An 18,090-nucleotide genomic window follows, 5' to 3' on the forward strand; every position below is an offset into this window, starting at 1 on the left:
TTATCCATATTGGTTACACAAAATTATACCTGCCAGCAGCAACACAGAGACTCAGAAATTGTTTTGTCGAAAACAGCTTCCAAAACATTAGATACCATTACGTAAAAGGAAAAATTTATACCAGAAATTACCGGAGGTAAAACGTAGCATAAATTTTAACGCTTCTCTTTCTGATCAGCTATTAGATAAAACTTATTTGCAAGGCGGTTAATGCCGGTTGCAATTTTAAAGCTGGCAGGATAATCATAACAGCTAATAAATAACCAAATATGACCAAACCTAAATGAGATCTATGACGAAAAAGTACAAAAACTAAAACATCGGTAAATACAAAAAACGGTAATATCTACGGTATTGCCAGCTCAATTATTCAGCCTTATTAATGCTTTCCAAGAGCATTTACTGTAACCGCCAGGAGGTTGAAAAGGGCTGTCTTACCAGTTGAGAATCAAATGAACCATTAACCAAATAAAAATTATGAAATTCAAACCGAACCTCATAACCATAATAAAGATTACATTTTTACAATTGGCATTAATGCTATTAATGATAGGAAGTGCAGTTGCAAATGACGGAAGGACACAAGTTATATTAAAAACCAAAGTCTCTTTATCCGACAGAAATGTATCGCTAAAAACTGTGATTAAAGATATTGAATCCAGATACCACATCAGTTTTGTTTTTAGTCAGGCGCTTATAAAAAGTGACCAAAAAATCTCTGCCTCGTTTACTGCTAAACCATTGGGAGCTGTTTTAAGTGCGGTTTTTGAACCACTTAACATGGCTTACCAGGCTTCAGGGGATGTAATTGTGATCAGTGCCGTTAAACCAGAAACCCATCAACGCAAAGCCGGTTTGGACATGTCGGTAAGCCCGATAACAGGTAGGGTATTAGATGATAAAGGCGGTCCGGCCGTGGGCATTAACGTGGTTGTAAAAGGAACGAAAACAGGTACTGTTACCGATGCAAACGGAAATTTTTCATTAAATGCCAGCCCCGGAGCCATATTAACATTCAGCTCTGTGGGATTCGATCCATTAGAACTTCCGGCAACTGCCGAACCGATGAAAGTAATCCTAAAATCATCCAGCAGCGCCCTTACAGAAATTGTTGTGGTCGGCGCTACTTTCAAAAAAGGCGATCTCACCGGTTCGGTAAGTAATGTAGATTCAAAAACTTTGCAAGACAGGCCTGTTACCAATGTAAACAGTGCACTTCAGGGGCGTGTTGCAGGGGTATTTATTGGAGGTGGATCAAAACCGAGTGATGATGCAGTTATTAAAATTCGGGGAACGAATACGATTAATTCTGGCTCAACGCCTATTTATGTAGTGGATGGTTTAATCATGGAAAATAATCTTGGCGGGTTTAATTCGATCAACATGAACGACGTTGCCTCTGTCGCTATTTTGAAGGATGCATCCGCCACAGCACTCTACGGATCACGTGGTGCAAATGGGGTTGTTGTAATTACGACGAAAAAAGGCAAAAAAACAGGCGGCGATGGTACAATTAGCTATGATGGCTGGGCCGGCTTTTCAAATATCGCAAAAATGCCGGAGACCATGAATGCCGGGCAGTTGTTTCAGCTTCGCCTTGATGCTTACGCCAACGGATACCTAAAAGACAATCCAAACGCAAACCGACAAGACTATATCAATAACACCTTACTAAAAACAAATGTTGCCTTCTCTCAACAGGAATTTAACACTTACAACAGCGGTAAAACCTACAATTGGCTGGATCAGATCAAACAAACGGGGTATCAACAAAACCACGCTTTAAGCTTTACAGGTGGAACAGACAAAAGTTCTTTCTATTTAAGTTTAGGTTATGCAGGCAATAGCGGTATTATACAACAGGTAAATCAAAATAAATACACAGGCCGTTTCAATGCAGATTATGCGGTAAAGAAATGGTTGAAAATAGGAACAAATACCGGGTACACCCGTACCGATGATCGCCAGGTCGATGATGACGTCTATAATCAGGCACTGAATGCAAATCCCTTGTTGGATTATGCTCCATATCAGGCAGATGATACAAGGTATACCGCCAATTACCTGACTATTTATTACCGTGCGCTTGGCCAGAACAGCAACAATAACTTTAATCCGTTTAACGCCATGGAAATTGTCAGGAGGCAAAACCGAAATCGATTGGTAACCTCTAATTTTATTAACGTTAATCCGATTCCCGGGCTCGATATCCGCTCTACTTTTTCGGTTGATTATGGCCAGCAGTCTTATTTTACTTTTACCCCAAACAATATCCAGGAAGCTATACGCAATTATAACGGCGATGCGAGGGCTAAAGCGGAGCGGTGGAACGATCTGTATTGGCAATGGGATAATACTGCCACTTATAACAGAACCTTTCAAGGAAAACACCGGATAACTGCACTTTTGGGAACCAGCGCAAGTAAACACACCTCTGACTATACTTTAGCGCAGGGAGACCGTTTTGCAAGCAATGACCTTTCTTATTTTAATCTGGGTGGCGCTGCGGCACAGGATAAAACTACAATAGGATCTAATTTCTATGCCTATTCGATGTTTTCAGTAATCGCACGTTTCACTTATAGTTATGACGATAAATACTATGTCACCGCTACTGCCCGTGATGACGGATCATCAAGATTTGCTCCTGGGCATCAGTATGGTATTTTCCCTTCCGGATCAGTGAGATGGGAGATCAGTAAAGAGGACTTCTTAAAAAACCAGAAAGTATTTAATCAGTTAAGCTTAAGGGCAGGTTATGGCGTGGTTGGTAATCAGGATATTACCAATTATGCATTCCAGACGCTGTACGGCTCAAAGGTTAATAACAACAATGCATTACTCGCCAACGATGGGTTAAAAGGTAATCCTGACCTGACCTGGGAACGTCAGAAACAAGCCAACCTTGGTTTGGATATGGCCTTCCTTAACAATAGGTTATCTGCTACTGCCGAGGCCTTTTACATCAATAACGATAACCTTTTGCTTGATCGTGGCTTAGCGCTTACCACAGGTTATAGCCACCAATTACAGAATATCGGGCGGGTAAACAATAAAGGTATCGAGCTTTCATTAAGCGGACAAATCATTAAAAACAGTGATTGGAACTGGACTGTAGCAGGAAACATCTCATTTGCAAAAAATGCTGTAAAACAATTGTATGGAAATGCGACTGTGATTTACAGCTCTTCAGGCGACAGTCGCGAAAACAATTTGTTTGTTGGACAGCCCCTGCATAGCATTTACACCCTTCGTTCAGGAGGTATAGCGCAAGAATCAAACCGTGCTGAATGGCAGGGATTAAATTACAACGGCAAAACAGTAGGACTTGGTGACCTTTTTGCACTTGATGTTTCAGGTCCTAACGGTGTAAAAGATGGGATAGTAAACCAATACGACAGGGTTATTGTGGGGAAAGAGGATCCGAAATATTACGGCGGTTTTTCAACTAACCTGACTTACAAAGGCCTTGATCTGAATGCAGTTTTCGTTTATTCGCATGGCGCAAAAAAAATAAGCAGTTACTACGAGGGTTTAATCAACAGTGTTGGGTCGAGTATGGCTTCGATCGATTTGCTTAATCGCTGGACCCCAACAAATACGGATACCAATATTCCGAAAGTAATTGACAATACGAGCTATAACAGGTTTGCCCCATCTGATTTAGACTATGCCGTACAGGATGCTTCCTATCTCCGGCTTTCAGCACTTACTTTGGGTTACAATTTATCGCAAAAGTTGCTGGATAAGTGGCATGCAAGCCGGGTACGTATCTACGCCACCGGCTCCAACTTATTCTTAATCACAAAGTATAAGGGGCTCGATCCCGAAACCGGTGATTATGGTTATCCACCTGTACGAACATTTGTAGTGGGTGTAAACTTTGGGTTTTAATTTTTGATGCAGAAAATTATGAAAAAATTTATTCTAAAAGTATTTATTGTAAGCGCGTTTATAGGTTTAGCGTCTTGCAAAAAGCTATTGCAACAGGATAGTTTAACCAAACTTGACGAAAGCGCTGTTTATTCTGATGTTAATTTAGTACAAACCAGTTTAAAAGGCATTTATGCCAACTGGTTAAATTGCCGTGTAGACGAACAGGGCACCGTGTTAATGATGGGAACAGATGAAACCCAACAAGGGGCTTTTCAGATGAAAACTGATGCATCCAAAGGAGGCCTTGATCGTTACGACGGGAACCTGAATTCACTTCAGGGTCAGATCACGACGCAATGGAACCTGCGTTGGCCCCTGGTTAATGAGGCAGCGAAAATCATTAATGGACTGGATAAGCCAGGATTGGTACCGGGCTCTAAAGCAGCAGGTGTTGTGGGCGAAGCCAGTTTTATAAGGGGTTTTATAGATTTTGAACTGGCCATGTATTGGGGATCTATTCCAATAAGAGACCTGAGCCGGGAAAATACGCTGGGGCTAAAGCGCCAACCCCTAAAGGATGTATGGGCCTTTATTATTTCAGATCTCATTAAGGCTTCAACGCTATGCCCCCAAACTAATGCACCGGGCAGAGCAACCAGCGGAGCTGCACTGGCCATGCTGGGTAAGGCCTATATGTCGGCACCTGAATCAACCGGTCTGCGTGATTTTGACAAGGCCAGAAATTGCTTTGAGCAAATGATGGGCAGGTATACCTTGGTTCCTTATCAGAATTTGTTCGATTACACTAAACCCAATACCGTTGAGGCAATTTTAGAGTTCCAGTACAGCCCGGTATCGCCCAATAATAATAAAGTTCAATTTCAGATTGGATCGCGTGCGGTACAAAATACCTTCGGTGATGGTTGCTATTTTTCGGGATATGACAAAATTGTTCCGACAATTCATGCCTATGAAACAGTAGCGAACGGTGGGGTTTGGGAAGATGGCGACCTTCGCCGTGATCAGAGTATCCGTTATGATTTTTCATATTACGGCGTAACCCCAACCTATGATATCATTTCGTGGGAAGGCCTTGGTGCAAATCATGATGAATTAAATCCTCACATTAAAAAATACGAGGATTTTCGCACGGATTCGCATAGCGGTTTAGGATACAATAACATGTACAATTCAGGTAAGGATATGCCGGTTTTAAGACTTGGCGATATTAAGCTATGTTACGCAGAATGCCTGAACGAGCTCGGCAAAACCGGCGATGCCGTTGCTGTTGTTAACGAGGTTAGAACCAGAGCATGGGGCGGAACACTTCCGGCTGATAGAGCATGGACCGCTATGTCGCAAGACGATTTCCGTACAAAAATTATGGATGAACGCATTCGTGAGCTTTTTGCAGAAAATTGGCGTAAAATCGATTTGATCAGGACCGGAAAGTTCGTCGATCTGGTTAAAAAATACAACAAATGGGCGGCGCAATCCGGAACTATTCAGGCTTTTAACAGCTTGTTGCCGATTCCTGACTCGGAAATGAAACTGAATGATCAAATTACACCAAACGATCAGAACCCTGGTTACAAATAAAACAAACAATTAATCTATAACTATCTTAAAGCCGCCCCTGCATAAAGGGCGGCTTTTTTGATTCTTAAAACACCAATTTTCATTCCTTGCAACGGGAGCGACAAAAGCCTGCATAACAAGTAAATACGCTAATGCTGTTTCCCTATTGATGCTTTATAGAGCGATTTGCAGCATCCATGGAGCGTTTGTGCCTTTCTGTCGATCATCTGTTTTATATTACACGAATGCAGCTTAACTTAGTATATTGTATGATGATAAAGATTACCAATTAACTAAACATCAACCTAAAAGCAAAAACAATGAACAAACAATTATTACACTCCATTTCTGGCTGCGCAGCAGCAGCCATGCTTTTTTTTACAGTATCCTGCAAAAAAGCAAATAATACAGTTCAGCCTGTTTCAGAAAAAAACGCTACCGCCAGAGCAGCGACCGTAGCTGGTGACACCATTTTAAATGCTACTTACGAAAATAATTCTCTTAACTCCGGCTATCCATTGATAACCCCCACCGAAGCAAGCGCTGCCGATGCAGTTTATATGGTGTCGCCAGGAGCTACCGGCAATTACGCGGTGGCGCATAAAGTAGTGGCTGGTGATTCGAGCTATTTTTCTGCCGGAAACTGGAGAAGCGAAAGCGCTCTTATGAAGCCTGGGCCGGCACGTTTCTCGCCTGGTCAGGAACGCCGTTACGAATTTAGCATGCTACTCAAAGACTTTCCGGTATCGCAAGCGGAAAAATCAGAACAATTTACTTTATTTCAGCTGAAAAATTCGGCCGAAGGAGGGGCGCTGAGGATTATAAGAAAGGGCAATACTATTCAAACTGCCAGAGCCGGTAATACATTCCATGATCTATTGGTAAGTAATTTTGCACCCTATGTTAATCAATGGATGCATTTTCGTATAGATGTAAAATGGGCGGAGGATAATACCGGGTACATGAAAATATATACCAAATTGCCAGGACAAACAACCTACACTATGGTACTAGACGCAGAAAATTGCAAGACCTATTTTGGCGGGATTGGCTATCTGAAATGGGGAGTATATAACCCACCCTTGGGCAGTACCCGTATTGTTTATCATGATGATATCCGAATAATTGCGCTAAATTAATTTTACAAAAGGAAAATGGTATATGGAAGATCAAACAAGATAGATTAATTTCAATTACAGATTTCTCATGAAAAACGAAGCAAATCATCAGAAAAAAGCGGTGTCAGCTCCGCTTTTTTTTCTTTATCGAGCTTAAGGTATTATATGGTTCCATACCATCCAGCGCCATGCATGGGCTTTCCTGTCTTTGATAAGCTCACCCCTGAACATTAACGAAGACACTCTGAAGCACAAGAAAGATACTCTATACCTTGACGAAGTGAGTAAAAAACAGGGGATTGCTTACCAGATTCAGACTCCAAAACATAAAAGCACAGTTAGATATAAATTTTAAAGATACGTCTAACAACATAAATAAGACTAAGCTGGCGCAAGGCTCTTTCTTAACGCCAGATTCTAGGTTAATTCTAGATATATGTCATGTCTTCTATACTTCTGACCCAAGATCTTGCAGAAGCTGGTCTCTATAAAATTTAGACAATGGAATCTTATTCCCCGCTACAGTTACCTGATGCTTCTCAATCCGCTCAATTTTCTGTCTGGAAATTATAAATGATTTATGTATCCTCAAAAACTGATCCGCAGGAAGTTTTGATTGCAATTCAGTTAATGTAATCCGCGTAAGCGTATGTTTACCTGTTTCATGTAAATCCACATAATTATCTTCGGCTTTTGCATAAACCAGGTTATTAAACTTTATTTGCACCCAGTCATGGCCGTCTTTTACAAATAAAGCCTGTTCTTTGTTCCTTTTTTTACCTTCATGCACTTGAAGCCTCTTTTCGGCAAGCTGACAGGCCTTTAAAAAACGCGTAAAATTGATAGGCTTTAATAAATAGTCTGTAGCAGCCAACTCAAAACCTTTTAATGCATATTCCGGATAAGCGGTAGTAAAAATGACTTGAATTTCAGCGTTTATCATAGTGGCAAACTCAATACCCGACAGATCAGGCATCGCAATATCGAGGAACACCAAATCTACACGTTCATTTTTAATGTAAACCAATGCATCTGTAGCACTCAAAAACGTGGCATCAAGCGAAATAAAAGGTATCTTTTCTGCATGGGTACGAATAATATCATGCGCTACAGGTTCATCGTCAACTGCAATTACTTTGATCATTTTATCGGTAATACTTGTTTAAGCTTCTCCATTAATTCTGTCGCTTCAATATCTTTTGCTATAATTACACCTTGAGGATCAATCAGAAAGCTCTGTGGAATTTTCCTGATACTATAAAGCTTTCCCACTTCATTTTTCCAATGCTTCAAATCCGAAACCTGGGGCCAGCTTAATCCATCATCCTTTATTGCTTTTAACCATGCATCCTTTCCATCTGCACCATCAAGTGAAACACCCAAGATAGTAAAATTTCTATCTTTAAATTTATTGTAGATTTTAACAAGTTCAGGATTGGCATCTCTACAAGGTCCACACCACGAGGCCCAGAAATCAATCAAAACATATTTCCCTCTAAAGGAGGCTAAATTTACAGGATTACTGCAGTATCATTTTGAATAAAAACAGGAGCTGTTTTACCGGGATTAAGGTCATGCTGGTTTGATAGAAATTTCCGAAACTGTATACCTGATGGTGTATTCTGCAATTTTACCGAAAGCCGGTTTAACATTGGCTCAATAACAGCAATATCCGGCGAGATTCCTGCATAGTCATCCAATGCACTCAGAGCAATAAAACTATCTGGATTATCAATAATAAATTTCAGACGAATGGCCTGTTTAACCGCGCTTAAACTATCTAATTTCTTGTTCAATGCTGAGGTGCCTGGCTCATGGTGAGTTTCCCTCAGATTAATTTTGTCGATCTCTTCATAAATAGGGTTAAGCAATTTTTCTAACTTAATATGATCATAATTGATACCCCTGCCAGCAAAGGTTGCGTCAGCAATTGAAGGGCTAGAGGTCTTCAGCGCTACATGCCCCGGATAAATATACATTCGCAATAAATCTGGTTTATCATATTGTTTTTTTATCATTCCTGATAAACCAATATTTGTGGTATCGCAAACAAGAGTACTATATTTTGGCTCATCTATTTTACCTTTAAAAACGAATAAGCCATTAGTCTGCACTGCAGAATCAATTATTTTTTTACCCTCCTCTTGGTATAACAGGTAAATTTTAGCCCTTGAAGGCATTTTTGGTGCAGTTATTTTAACAGTGAACAATGAATCTTTAGTCTGACATACAGACATAAGAGGAACTGCTGCTCCCCAAAGCAGTAACATTACTTTTTTAATCATGATTAAGAAAATTGAATGATGTATTTAAGAACTGAGTTTCAACCAAAATGAAACTTTATAATCTAAACCGGTGTTCTTATGATCCAACCGGTAACTATCTGGATAAAGAAGATCCAGACGCTTAATCGTATTTTTTATTCCTGTATTATTTCCGCCAACTTCTGCCCGGTTCTGAACAATGGTATTAAACACTTCCATCTGGAGCTCATTTTCTACCACAACAATTTTTATCTGAACTTCGCACTGCGCATCCATACTGATCCCGTATTTAAAAGCATTTTCTATAAACGGCAGGAGCAAAAGCGGCGCTATTTTTTGTTTATGATCATCTGAAACAATTTGTTTGTTAATTTTGATACTTTCCTTCGCAGGCAAACGCACCTGCTGAAGTCGCAGATAGTTCTCCATAAATTTAAGTTCATCCTGGAGTTGAACAAAATTCTCATGCATTCCATGAATAGTATAGCGCATCATATCAGACATGATGTCAATCCCATGAGCAGTGTCAGGTGCATTTTCTTTTAAAGCAGTACCGTAAAGATAATTTAAGGCATTAAATAGAAAATGTGGGTTTAGCTGTGCCTTTAAAGCATGTAATTCGTTCTCCGACTGCTGGATCCTATATAGCTTTCTATTTTTATATTGAAGGTAATAATCCCTCACTATTACGTAAATAAAAGCATAAACGGCTATATATAAAATAGGTTCAATAGCAGAAAGTTTACCTTGTTGCTTGAAAACATTTGGGCGTAAATAAATAATTCCTGCGCAGGAAATCATTCCAGTCAATAAACATCCCCCAATAAAAACAATGAAATGATATTTTTTAAACAGAAATATTCTTACAGCTTCAGTCAACAAGATACAAAGAGCAACAACAAATAAATCACTACGTAAATTGGTGGCGTACTGCCAACCTGAAACTGGTGTACCATCGGTATTTACGATGTAATTACCCCACATATGTACATGATAAAGATAGGGAATAAGTGTAAATGCAGTAATTGCAATCCACATCATTACAAAATGGGCAATCCAGTTTATTAGTAATTTTTTAAGACCTGTTAACATAGTATTTCTTTTGATTGAGAGCAAAGGAAGCAAACTAAAGGAATATTATTTAATTAATGTGGCAAGTACACTCAAATATGTGGTGAAATGACTGGGCTTAGTATTATTATAGAGCTTTCAACAATCCAATCGAAATCTGCAAGCCTACCACTGTAGAAAATATCTATTTATGCAAAAAGCCCCACATTTCTGTGAGGCTTTCTGTGATCCCGCTGGGATTCGAACCCAGGACCACTACATTAAAAGTGTAATGCTCTACCAGCTGAGCTACGGAATCATTTTCCCTTTGTTTAAGGAGGTGCAAATATAGAGATTAATCCTTTCTTTGCAAATGTTTTTATAAAATGTTTTTGGTCTTTAACGTTAAAATTAGGTTATCTGTTTGTAACCTCTTGATTTTAAAAAGGCTAAGTGAGAAAATAATTTTCATCTTTTTTTAAATAAAAATTAACCCGGAGGAAACAGGCCGTTAATTACCCGGTTCTTATTTAGCCGCCTTCGGTATAAAGTTTAAAAACGATTGAAACTGCGCTTTGTGTTTGTTTTTATCGAGCTTAAAATAGAAAGCACCACGGCGCGAGCTCGATTTATCTTTATCGGTTTGTTTAATCAGCAAACCACTGGCCGTTATTTTACGAATAAAGTTGCGGTTATCAATCGGGGCATCGTACACCTGCTCATATAAAGCTTGTAATTGCGGAATGGTAAAACGTTTTGGCAATAACTCAAATAAAACAGGGTGGAGGGCTGCCTGATAACGGATTTTATCCATTGCTGCCTTTACCATAATGTTGTGGTCGAAAATCAGTTCCGGCACCTCTTTAAGTTTAAACCACTCGGCATGGTATTGGTCGTTAATTTGTTTACTGTATTTATTGATATCGATCAGGGCAAAGTACACAACTGATACCGTACGCTCAATCGGGTCACGATCGGGGCTACCGTAAGCGTGCAGCTGCTCTAAATACACATCGTGCAAGCCCGTAAGTTCTAAAAGAATACGTTTGGCTGCGCCATCGAGGTTTTCATTTTCGCCAATAAAACCACCCATCAAACTCCATTGATCTTTTACGGGCTCAATGGCCCTTTTAATCACCAAGAGTTTCAGTTCTTCGCCGTCGTAACCAAAAATAATACAGTCAACAGCAACCAGTACAGGTTTTTGATTTAAATATTTTCCCATGTTTTAAAAAAGCATATTTAATTTAGTCTCGTTGTAATCGGTAATATAGCCCAAAATATTCGGATAACCGTCAAATTCTTCGATGGTATGTGTAGTGGTAAGCACCAGGCAGGGCATACCCGCGTTCAGGGCAGATTCTACGCCTTTAGGTGCATCTTCAAACACCAGGCAATCGGCCGGGGCAATGCCGAGTGCAGCTGCAGCCTTTAAAAAGGTTTCGGGATCGGGTTTACTCGTTTGTACATCATCGGCACTCACAATCGCATCCAGGTAATGGCGGATGTTTAAACCATCTACCACGAAATCGATGTTGAAAGGAATGGCAGCTGAGCCAATGGCCATCGGGATTTGTGCGGCCTTTGCCCGCTCCAAAAACTGATCCAGACCAGCTATTAAAGCCAGATGTGGTAAATAACCCGATTGGTAACGCTTTTCCTTATCAACTGAAAGGCGTTCTATTTCTGCAGGGCTAAACTTGCCTTTACCAAAAACGCGCTCCAGTACTTCGTGGTTTTTACCATACATTTCTTTTTTTACACTTGCATAATCCAGTTTTGCACCTAAATCTTCGGTCATAATACTATACCAGGCCAGCGTATGGTATTCCATATCGTTAATCATGGTGCCGTTTAAATCGAAAAGAAAAGCTTTAGGCCTGAAATTAAAATCGTGCATATTCTTGCTAAATTATGTGATTTTTTTTGATGTAGGGAAATGATGGTCAATATTAAGCGAAATAATATTATAATCGTCACTTTGACGTTAATTATTTTTTACTACTTTAGCTGTAACCAAAAATAAATCTGTATGCAAGCATCAGGGGTTTTGCCCGGTAAAATCACGATTGCTTCATCAAATAAAAACCCATAACTGATGAAAAAACCACTTCTTAAGGCCTTACCATTGGCTACCTTATGTTTAGCCCTTGCTTTCAGCGCGTGCAACCCGAAAACGGATAAAAGAGCAGCAGCCAGTACCCAAACCGATTCGTTAAAATACAGCAGCACCATTGATGGTAAAGCGGTTAAATTATATACCCTGAAGAACAAACAAGGTGCTTCGGTATCGATTACCAATTACGGTGGCCGCGTAGTTTCGCTGCTGGTGCCCGATAAAGACAACAAACTAACCGATGTAGTATTGGGTTATGATAGTGTGGGTGCTTACCGTAAAAAAGGCGAACCGTTTTTTGGGGCCTTAATTGGTCGTTACGGAAACCGCATTGGTAAAGGCAAATTTACTTTAGATGGCAAGGAATACCAGTTACAACTGAACGACGGCGTAAACACTTTACATGGTGGTACCGATGGCTTTTTCGGCAAAGTGTGGGATGCGAAACAAATAGATAGCACAAAGCTGGAATTAAGCTACGTTTCTAAGGATGGCGAAGCCGGTTATCCGGGTAAACTGGATGTGAAAGTGACTTATACTTTAACGGATGACAATGCGCTGCAAATTGATTATGCAGCTACTACCGATAAAACTACAATTGTAAACTTAACCAACCATGCTTATTTTAACTTAAACGGCGAAGGCGACAGCACCATTTTAGACCATGAATTAATGATTGATGCCAGCGCTTATACGCCAGTTGATTCGACTTTGATTCCAACCGGTAAATTACAACCTGTTGCAGGTACGGCTTTTGATTTTAACAAAGCGAAACTAATTGGTAAACAGATTGGCGATAACGATGAGCAGTTAAAATTTGGTAAAGGTTACGATCATAACTTTGCTTTAACGCACCACGATGGTAAAACCCCGGTAGCCGTGGTTAAAAGTACTAAAACAGGCATTGTCTTATCGGTAATTACTACCGAGCCTGGTTTGCAGTTTTATAGTGGTAATTTCTTAACCGGAGCAGATAAAGATGGTAAAGGTGGTAAATCGTACCCACACCGTTCGGCTTTTTGTTTAGAAACGCAACATTTCCCTGATGCACCGAATCACCCGAATTTTGCTTCGACCGTGCTTAAACCAGGCGAAACGTATAAAACGAGTACGACTTATAAGTTTTCGAAATAAGCTTCATCTATCGGTCGGTGTCTCACCGACCGAAACATTGGATAGCCCTCACAGGTTCTAAAAACCTGTGAGGGCTTTTTATTATGCGTAAGGCTTTTTGCCACGGATGCACAGATAAGCACGGAAGAGCATGATTCTTATAGCTAATCAGGTTAGCACATCTCGGCCCCCTTTGAAGGGGGCAGGGGGATGAACTGGAGCTGATCATGCGAAAATGCTATGAGCCGGTTGGTGCGACACCAACCAGTAGATAGTATACGATAGACCTCGCAGGTTTTTTAAACCTGCGAGGTCTTTTTTTGTTCGTCTCTCGGTTGGTGTCTCACCGACCGAAAAAGTAGATAATCAATTTAACCTATCTCGTTCCCCTTTTGAAGGGGGCAGGGGGATGAACTAGCGCTCATCATGCGAAAATGTATGAAAGGAGCTGGTTGGTGTGACAGCAACCAGTAGATAATCGTCATTTCGACTGGAGCCGGCCGGTTTTTCACCGGTGGCGCAATGGAGAAATCTATTGAAATAGATTTCGAGCGGAGTAGAAGCTGGTTGGTGTGACACCAACCAGTAAGAAAGGCTACACTAAGTGTTTGAGCTGGTCCTTCGACAAGCTCAGGATGACAAGTCTATATGATTACATCCGGATGAAATTACAATAACCGAAACACTTAGGCAGCCAATAATGATAAATAGAGCTGGTTGGTGCGACACCAACCAGTAGATAAGTTAAATTACAATAACCGATCAGGGAATTGCGAAATATTCTCTATCGTAAGCTGCTGCATAATCTGGTACAAATGAGTTTTAAACATATTGATGGTATGCTCGCCGCCTTCATTACCCAATGCACCAACACCATACATAAACGGGCGGCCCATAAAGTTAAATTCGGAACCTACGGCGTGCGCCCTGGCCAAATCAACTCCCGAACGAATTCCACCATCCAGCATGATCTTGAGTTTTGATTTATAGGCATCATTTCCGGCAAGTTTAATTAAAGAATTGATCGATGATTCACCTGCATCAATTTGTCGCCCACCATGATTCGAAACAATTACCCCGTCAACACCAATCTGTATAGCTGCCTGCATATCTTCATCAGTAGCAATGCCTTTTAATACCAATGGGCCTTTCCAGATTTCGCGGATAGCCGAAACTTTTTCGATATCGACTTTGCCGGTAAAAGTTCTGTTCATAAATTGTCCCAGCTGCGACATATCCATTCCTTTTTCCATGTACGGTTTTAACGTAGCAAAAGAGGGGATACCATGCTGTAGAGTTTTAATGCCCCACAACGGCCTTGCAAATGCCTGCAAAATATTATTTACCGACATTTTAGGTGGTATAGAAAGACCACTCTTAATTTCCTTATACCTTAACCCAAAGGCAGGCACATCTACCAGTACCACCAAAACCGGGCATTCAACTGCTTTCAAACGCGATAAAATATCATCCCTCAGTTTGTTTTCGGTAGGATGATACAACTGAAACCAGGCTTTACCTTCCGAAACTTCAGCAATGCGCTCGATACTGCTGGTAGATACCGTACTCAGCGTATAAGGGATATCATGTTTGGCTGCCGCTTTGGCCAGAATTTCGGGCGCATTGGGCCACATCAAGCCTTGTAATCCAATAGGAGAAATACCAAAAGGCGCACTATATTTACGGCCAAAAAGCTCAACCGACATGTCGATATCTCCACCCACGCGTAAATAGTTTGGTTTTAGATAGATATCATCGAAATCTGATTCGTTACGGGCAAGATTTAGCCCTTCGTTACAGCCTCCTTCTAAATAATCGAATGCAAATTTTGGTATTCTTCTTTTTGCTTTACTTCTAAGGTCAGCTACCGAAGGATATTGACTGTGATAAGGAAAGGTAATTTTTTTACTCATTATTTTATTTATTGTCTTGGCCGCAGGGGTGTTAAAAAGCCGAAAACTAACACAATATAATGTAATCTCCGTCCTGCACTATCGGCCATATTTGGTTTCTTTGAAGCATTGCGTTGCCAGGTATTAGCCGCTGCAACACCAAAAACAGCTATTAAAGTTTGTAAAACTGCTTTGCATTATCAGAAAAAATCATTCTCCTTTCTGCAACTGTAAAACGTTCTGTGTATTTATTTACTACATTAAACCAATCCTGATAAGGCCTGCTTAATAACATTACCGGCCAATCGCTGCCATACATTACGCGTTCCGGACTAAACTGCTCGAATATTACATCAAAGCAATTAAACAAATCCTGTTCGGTCCAGTTTTGCCAGTCGGCTTCTGTTAAAAGGCCCGATACTTTGCACAATACGTTAGGGTTTGCGGCCAGGGTTTTAATGTTTGCTGTCCAGGCTTTCAAATCCCCACTTTTTACATCGGGCTTGCCACAATGATCCAATACAAATGGCTGATCGGGAATTTGATCAACCATTTGTATAATATTTTCCAACTGATTGTGATAACACAATAAATCGTAAGTATAGTTGTATTTTTTTAATTGCTTAACACCTGCAATAAAAGCCGGATTTAAGATAAAATCGCGGTTTTCAGCCTGCAGGATATGTCGCCAGCCTTTAATGATTTGATGATTTTGCCAGAAGCTTAAACGTTCATCCAGATTGGGGTCTAGTAAATCAACCCAGCCCACAATACCTTTGATGATTTCACTCTCTTCCGCCAGTTTCAGGAGAAAATGATTTTCTTCTTCCGACTGACTGGCCTGTACCGCAACACATCCGGTAATATTGAGATCGCTATACACATCCAAAAGATTCTCCGGAGAAAAATCTTTGCGGATAATTTGCATATCATCGTTAATCCAGTTATCTCTCACCGGGTCGAAATTCCAAAAATGTACGTGGGTATCAATCATATTATAAAAGCACTAAAGTGTAAATATCTGATCCATTAAGATCCATTTTTCGCCAGGTTTGGCTCCCGGTAAAGCCTGCTGGAACTTCCACATCAAAGTTTCCCATTCCTGCACTTTCGGGTTGGCTAAATCGGCTGCTCCTTTGGCTTCAAAAGAAAAGCTATCATTCACCTCCATAATCATAAACAGGCGGTTACCAGTGAGGTATATCTCCAGGTTTTCGATACCAGACGAGCTGATACTTTCTTTAATTTCGGGCCAAACCGATTGGTGGTATTGCTTATATTCTTCAATAAGCTTTATATCATCAACCAGATCGAGTGCCAGGCAATATCTTTTCATATTAATTTTCGCCGTAAGCTTTAACAGTTTGTTTGCTGGTGCCTAAACCATCAATACCCAACTCAACTACATCGCCAGGTTTTAAATACCAAGGCTCAGGTTTTTGGCCTAAACCAACACCTGCAGGTGTACCTGTAGTAATTACATCGCCCGGTAAAAGGGTCATAAACTGGCTGATATAGGAAACCATAAACGGCACATTAAAAATCAGGTTCGAGGTGTTTCCATCCTGCAAAGTTTTGCCGTTAACAGTTAACCAAAGACGCAGGTTGTGCACATCGGCAATTTCATCCTGTGTGGCAATAAATGGCCCGATTGGCGCAAAAGTATCGGCACTTTTTCCTTTAACCCATTGTCCGTTACGCTCTAACTGGAATTCGCGCTCGCTGTAATCGTTATGCAATACATAACCCGCAATATGATCTAAAGCATTTTCTTCAGTTACATAGCTGGCTTTTTTACCAATAACAATGGCTAATTCTACTTCCCAATCTGTTTTTTTACTGTTTTTAGGGATAATCAAATCGTCATTCGGTCCTACAATAGCGGTAGTAGCTTTGAAGAATAAAATTGGCTCGGTTGGAATAGGGGCATTGGTTTCGGCTGCGTGGTCTTTGTAGTTTAAGCCTACACAGATAATTTTTGAAGGGCGCGCCAAAGCCGGACCAAGGCGAACACCTTTATCAACCTGTGGCAAATCGGCAGATGCGATAGCTGATTTTAGTTTTTCCAAACCATCGCCACCAAAAAATGCTTCGTTATAATCGCTAACCAATGCAGATACATCATAATAATTATCTCCGATAATTACGCCTGGTTTTTCTGCTCCTGCTTCGCCAAATCTTATTAATTTCATGTTATATTTTCTTTATTGTATTTAAAAAGGATATTAATTGTTTAAAGTAGTAAATCCACCGTCAATCGGGTAATCGCAACCAGTGATAAACGAAGCTTCGTCGCTACATAAATATAAAGCCAGTGCACCAATTTCTTCGGGTTTAGCCATACGGCCAATCGGCTGGGTTTTAGATAACTTCTCGAACATTTCAGGGATGTTATCCGGATAGTTTTTCTGTAAAAAGCCATCAACAAATGGGGTATGTACCCTTGCCGGAGAAATAGAATTACACCTGATGTTTTCGCCAATGTAATCTTTGGCCACACTCATGGTCATGGCTTTTACCGCACCTTTTGCTGTACTGTAGGCAAAACGGTCTGGCAAGCCAATTAATGCTGCAATAGAAGCCATATTGATGATTACACCTCCGCCAGCTAAACGGATTTGCGGAATAGCAGCGTACAGGCAGTTGTAAACACCTTTAACGTTAACACGCATCACTCTGTCGAAATCGCTTTCTTCAGTAGTATCGGCCTTGCCAATGTGTGCGATACCGGCATTGTTTACTAAGATATTGATGCTTCCAATTTGTTCAAAAACAGCTTTAACAGCATTGTGGTCTGAAACATCGCAGGCATAGCTAAAAGCCTGCTTACCCGCTGCTTTAATTTCATCCAATGTATCTTGTGCCTGCTCGATACCCAGTTCAATGATGTGCACTTCGGCATCCTGTTTAGCTAAAATAGTTGCTATAGCCCTGCCAATTCCACTTCCGCCACCTGTAACTACTGCTTTTTTATTTTTGAGTGAAAACATGTTTGTTGTTTAAATTGATTGATGATGTAATATACGTATTTTGATTTCGCATCCTTAATATTATAGGTTTATCTTGCTAAGCCGAAAAAACGG

14 protein-coding genes, 1 tRNA gene and 1 pseudogene are annotated in these 18,090 nt (G+C 40.5%); 4 read left to right on the plus strand and 12 right to left on the minus strand.

Annotation, left to right across the window (positions count from 1 at the left end; translation table 11 throughout):
* Positions 1 to 546 precede the first annotated feature (546 nt).
* From OC25_RS18245 to OC25_RS18255, 3 genes are all read left to right on the plus strand, one after another.
* Positions 547 to 3,894: a SusC/RagA family TonB-linked outer membrane protein gene (locus OC25_RS18245; protein WP_052266299.1), complete on the plus strand. Its 3,348-nt coding sequence runs from the start codon at positions 547 to 549 to the stop codon at positions 3,892 to 3,894.
* Positions 3,895 to 3,912: 18 nt separating this feature from the next.
* The gene (locus OC25_RS18250; protein WP_209435612.1) at positions 3,913 to 5,475 is read left to right on the plus strand and encodes a RagB/SusD family nutrient uptake outer membrane protein; all 1,563 of its coding nucleotides are present in this window, start codon (positions 3,913 to 3,915) and stop codon (positions 5,473 to 5,475) included.
* 299 nt (positions 5,476 to 5,774) lie between these two features.
* Positions 5,775 to 6,593, plus strand: a complete 819-nt coding sequence (locus OC25_RS18255) for a heparin lyase I family protein (RefSeq protein ID WP_052266300.1) — start codon at positions 5,775 to 5,777, stop codon at positions 6,591 to 6,593.
* Between the two features lie 427 nt (positions 6,594 to 7,020).
* Here the strand turns inward: OC25_RS18255 and OC25_RS18260 are convergent, their stop codons facing one another.
* The 7 genes and pseudogenes from OC25_RS18260 to OC25_RS18285 form a co-directional block, all read right to left on the minus strand.
* The gene (locus OC25_RS18260; protein ID WP_039479032.1) at positions 7,021 to 7,716 is read right to left on the minus strand and encodes a LytR/AlgR family response regulator transcription factor; all 696 of its coding nucleotides are present in this window, start codon (positions 7,714 to 7,716) and stop codon (positions 7,021 to 7,023) included.
* Positions 7,713 to 8,057 (minus strand): annotated as a pseudogene (locus tag OC25_RS27020) (peroxiredoxin family protein); the annotation flags it as partial. The pseudogene OC25_RS27020 and the gene OC25_RS18260, both read right to left, overlap by 4 nt.
* A 26-nt stretch (positions 8,058 to 8,083) precedes the next feature.
* On the minus strand, positions 8,084 to 8,857 hold the full coding sequence (locus OC25_RS18265) for a DUF4369 domain-containing protein (RefSeq protein ID WP_052266302.1): 774 nt from the start codon (positions 8,855 to 8,857) through the stop codon (positions 8,084 to 8,086).
* A 24-nt stretch (positions 8,858 to 8,881) separates the two neighbouring features.
* Positions 8,882 to 9,928, minus strand: coding sequence for a sensor histidine kinase (locus tag OC25_RS27025; protein WP_052266303.1), 1,047 nt, complete (start codon positions 9,926 to 9,928; stop codon positions 8,882 to 8,884).
* A 204-nt stretch (positions 9,929 to 10,132) separates the two neighbouring features.
* Positions 10,133 to 10,205 (minus strand) — tRNA-Lys (locus OC25_RS18275).
* Positions 10,206 to 10,412: 207 nt separating this feature from the next.
* A complete protein-coding gene (locus OC25_RS18280) occupies positions 10,413 to 11,111 on the minus strand; it encodes an NUDIX hydrolase (RefSeq protein ID WP_039479034.1) in 699 nt (232 codons plus the stop codon).
* A 3-nt stretch (positions 11,112 to 11,114) separates the two neighbouring features.
* Positions 11,115 to 11,786: an HAD family hydrolase gene (locus OC25_RS18285; protein ID WP_039479038.1), complete on the minus strand. Its 672-nt coding sequence runs from the start codon at positions 11,784 to 11,786 to the stop codon at positions 11,115 to 11,117.
* 198 nt (positions 11,787 to 11,984) lie between these two features.
* Between OC25_RS18285 and OC25_RS18290 the strand changes: the two genes are divergently transcribed.
* Positions 11,985 to 13,136 carry an aldose epimerase family protein gene (locus OC25_RS18290; protein WP_039479041.1) on the plus strand — a complete coding sequence of 384 codons (1,152 nt, stop codon included), beginning with the start codon at positions 11,985 to 11,987 and terminating at the stop codon, positions 13,134 to 13,136.
* A 728-nt stretch (positions 13,137 to 13,864) separates the two neighbouring features.
* On the opposite strand, the gene OC25_RS18295 is transcribed toward OC25_RS18290, so the two are convergent.
* The 5 genes from OC25_RS18295 to OC25_RS18315 all read right to left on the minus strand — a co-directional run bounded on the left by OC25_RS18295 (position 13,865) and on the right by OC25_RS18315 (position 17,997).
* On the minus strand, positions 13,865 to 15,028 hold the full coding sequence (locus OC25_RS18295) for an alpha-hydroxy acid oxidase (protein WP_039479042.1): 1,164 nt from the start codon (positions 15,026 to 15,028) through the stop codon (positions 13,865 to 13,867).
* 151 nt (positions 15,029 to 15,179) lie between these two features.
* Positions 15,180 to 16,001 carry an amidohydrolase family protein gene (locus tag OC25_RS18300; RefSeq protein ID WP_039479044.1) on the minus strand — a complete coding sequence of 274 codons (822 nt, stop codon included), beginning with the start codon at positions 15,999 to 16,001 and terminating at the stop codon, positions 15,180 to 15,182.
* A 12-nt stretch (positions 16,002 to 16,013) separates the two neighbouring features.
* On the minus strand, positions 16,014 to 16,343 hold the full coding sequence (locus tag OC25_RS18305; RefSeq protein WP_039479047.1) for an L-rhamnose mutarotase: 330 nt from the start codon (positions 16,341 to 16,343) through the stop codon (positions 16,014 to 16,016).
* A gap of 1 nt (position 16,344) precedes the next feature.
* Positions 16,345 to 17,199, minus strand: coding sequence for a fumarylacetoacetate hydrolase family protein (locus OC25_RS18310; RefSeq protein WP_039479048.1), 855 nt, complete (start codon positions 17,197 to 17,199; stop codon positions 16,345 to 16,347).
* 33 nt (positions 17,200 to 17,232) lie between these two features.
* On the minus strand, positions 17,233 to 17,997 hold the full coding sequence (locus OC25_RS18315; RefSeq protein ID WP_039479049.1) for an SDR family NAD(P)-dependent oxidoreductase: 765 nt from the start codon (positions 17,995 to 17,997) through the stop codon (positions 17,233 to 17,235).
* Positions 17,998 to 18,090: the final 93 nt, after the last annotated feature.

Source organism: Pedobacter kyungheensis, assembly GCF_000812965.1.
GTDB lineage: Bacteria > Bacteroidota > Bacteroidia > Sphingobacteriales > Sphingobacteriaceae > Pedobacter > Pedobacter kyungheensis.

Excerpts from the sequence above, each read along its gene's own strand:
- OC25_RS18245 (WP_052266299.1), top strand. The coding sequence starts at position 547 with ATGATAGGAAGTGCAGTTGCAAATGACGGAAGGACACAAGTTATATTA.
- OC25_RS18250 (WP_209435612.1), top strand. The coding sequence starts at position 3,913 with ATGAAAAAATTTATTCTAAAAGTATTTATTGTAAGCGCGTTTATAGGT.
- OC25_RS18255 (WP_052266300.1), top strand. The coding sequence starts at position 5,775 with ATGAACAAACAATTATTACACTCCATTTCTGGCTGCGCAGCAGCAGCC.
- OC25_RS18260 (WP_039479032.1), bottom strand. The coding sequence starts at position 7,716 with ATGATCAAAGTAATTGCAGTTGACGATGAACCTGTAGCGCATGATATT.
- OC25_RS18265 (WP_052266302.1), bottom strand. The coding sequence starts at position 8,857 with ATGATTAAAAAAGTAATGTTACTGCTTTGGGGAGCAGCAGTTCCTCTT.
- OC25_RS27025 (WP_052266303.1), bottom strand. The coding sequence starts at position 9,928 with ATGTTAACAGGTCTTAAAAAATTACTAATAAACTGGATTGCCCATTTT.
- OC25_RS18280 (WP_039479034.1), bottom strand. The coding sequence starts at position 11,111 with ATGGGAAAATATTTAAATCAAAAACCTGTACTGGTTGCTGTTGACTGT.
- OC25_RS18285 (WP_039479038.1), bottom strand. The coding sequence starts at position 11,786 with ATGCACGATTTTAATTTCAGGCCTAAAGCTTTTCTTTTCGATTTAAAC.
- OC25_RS18290 (WP_039479041.1), top strand. The coding sequence starts at position 11,985 with ATGAAAAAACCACTTCTTAAGGCCTTACCATTGGCTACCTTATGTTTA.
- OC25_RS18295 (WP_039479042.1), bottom strand. The coding sequence starts at position 15,028 with ATGAGTAAAAAAATTACCTTTCCTTATCACAGTCAATATCCTTCGGTA.
- OC25_RS18300 (WP_039479044.1), bottom strand. The coding sequence starts at position 16,001 with ATGATTGATACCCACGTACATTTTTGGAATTTCGACCCGGTGAGAGAT.
- OC25_RS18305 (WP_039479047.1), bottom strand. The coding sequence starts at position 16,343 with ATGAAAAGATATTGCCTGGCACTCGATCTGGTTGATGATATAAAGCTT.
- OC25_RS18310 (WP_039479048.1), bottom strand. The coding sequence starts at position 17,199 with ATGAAATTAATAAGATTTGGCGAAGCAGGAGCAGAAAAACCAGGCGTA.
- OC25_RS18315 (WP_039479049.1), bottom strand. The coding sequence starts at position 17,997 with ATGTTTTCACTCAAAAATAAAAAAGCAGTAGTTACAGGTGGCGGAAGT.